This window comes from Bacillus sp. 05T31 (assembly GCF_056396725.1).
Window position 1 is genome coordinate 1 of the sequence record NZ_JBFTMA010000732.1, and the last position, 2187, is coordinate 2187.

2 protein-coding genes are annotated in these 2187 nt (G+C 36.4%); both read right to left on the reverse strand.

From position 1 onward, the window contains the following. Positions 1-914 (reverse strand): type 2 isopentenyl-diphosphate Delta-isomerase (gene fni, locus AC1DJR_RS27420; RefSeq protein WP_477003984.1); only part of this gene is annotated, 914 nt, incomplete at its 3' end. A 12-nt stretch (positions 915-926) separates the two neighbouring features. Next, on the reverse strand, positions 927-2075 hold the full coding sequence (gene rpsA, locus AC1DJR_RS27425; protein WP_002030757.1) for a 30S ribosomal protein S1: 1149 nt from the start codon (positions 2073-2075) through the stop codon (positions 927-929). Positions 2076-2187 lie beyond the last annotated feature (112 nt).

Genomic DNA, 2187 nt, shown 5'->3' on the forward strand with positions numbered 1-2187 from the left:
TCTGTATGTAAAAGATCAATTTCATCCACTAAATTCTCAACACCATCTTGCATTAAAATACGTAAAAAGTATCCAGCAAACGCAGTTGTATTCGCCCCTAATGCGATTGCCTTCGCCACGTCAAGTGCTGTTTGTATACCCCCAGATGCAATAAAAGAGAGGTTATTATTTGTAGAGGTTGCTTCAATAATCGAGGTAGCTGTTTGTATGCCCCAGTTATTAAAATAAGAAAGCATTCGCTGTCTTCTTTCATTTTCAACAGCAGCAAAATTCGTACCACCTTGTCCGCCAATATCAATTGCTGTTATACCTATATTCGCTAACTGTTGTACTGTTTCCTTACTCATTCCAAAACCGACTTCTTTTACGATGACAGGTACTTTACTTTTTAAAACTATTTTCTCAATCCGCTGAAGTACACCAGTAAAATCACGGTCTCCTTCTGGCATCGTTAACTCCTGTATGACATTTAAATGAATTTGCAGTGCATTCGCTTCAATCATATCAACGGCACGCTCTGCCTGTTCGACAGTTGCCTCACTTCCTAAGTTTGCGAAAAAAATCCCATTCGGATTTACTTTCCTAACAACTTTATACGAAGCCGCTTCACTTTCATCTTTTAAAGCTGCCATTTGCGAACCTACAGCCATAGCAAGGTTATGATGTTTCGCTACATATGCTAATTGCTCATTAATATGTAATGTTTGCTCTCCTCCACCACCAGTCATCGCATTGATAAAAATCGGCGAACTTAGTGAAAGTTCGCCGATTTTTGTTTCACATGTTATAGTGTCATAACTTGAATTTGGCAAGCTTTGATGCACAAAATCAATATCATGAAAGCCATGCGTACGAGACTGACCAGTAGAAAGAGCATATTCAATATGATCTAATTTACGTTTTGCCCTTACCACTTGTACCCCTCTTTATTTCTTTAATTTTTTCAGTTGTTCACCAATAATATCACTTAACTGGAAAGTAGCCGAATCAGCATTTGGCTCATATTGGCTATAATCTTCTGTTACATTATTTTCTTCAAGCGTTTCTTTTATGCTTAAAGAAATACGTTTTTCTGCTACATGGACTTCAAGTACTTTCACTTTTACTTCTTGTCCCATTTCCAATACTTCATTTGGATTTTTCACGTGACGATTTGCAATTTGAGATACATGYACAAGCCCTTCAACACCAGGTAAAATTTCAACAAAYGCACCGAATGTAACAAGGCGTTTTACTACTCCCTCACGAATATCTCCAGCYTTTATTTCGCCAGCAACATTTTCCCAAGGTCCTGGCTGAGCTGCTTTAATTGATAAAGAAATACGTTGCGTATCAGCATCAACAGATAACACTTTTACCTTTACCTTTTGACCTTGCTCTAATACCTCAGAAGGTTGCTCTACACGTTCGTGTGAAATTTGTGAAATGTGAACTAAACCGTCCACACCACCAACGTTAACGAAAGCACCAAAATCCGTTAATCGTTGTACTGTTCCTTCAACAATGTCCCCTTCTTTTAACGAAGAGATTGCTTCTTTTTTCTTAGAATCTAGTTCTAGTTCTACTACCGCTTTATGTGAAAGAATAACACGATTTTTTTCACGGTCTAATTCAACAATTTTCACCGCTAATGTTTTTCCTTTATAGTCAGCAAAGTCTTCTACATAATGTACTTCTACAAGTGAAGCTGGGATAAAACCACGAACACCAAGGTCCACAACTAACCCACCATTCACGATATCTTTTACAGTAACATCAAATACATGACCAGAATTAAATTTTTCTTGTAATTCTACCCACGCTTTTTCTGCGTCAACAGCTCTCTTAGATAAAACAAGATCATCATCTTCTAATTTAATAATTTTCAATTCAAGTGTTTGATCTAATTCTACAACATCGCTTGCTTTTTCAATATGAACGTTAGCTAATTCACTAATCGGAATTACGCCATCTGTTTTGTATCCAACATTTACAAGAACTTGTTTCTCTTCAACTTTCGTTACAGAACCTGTAACAACGTCACCAACTTGTAATTCTTTTGAATTCATAACTTCTTCATTCATTTTCTCTACCATGGAAATACCTCCCTACAGAATTGACAAAGCATTTTTATGTATATACGAAATGAAAACAAATGTTTTCATTTGCATGTTTAAGAATTTATCATCACATATTCTGTCTCAATAC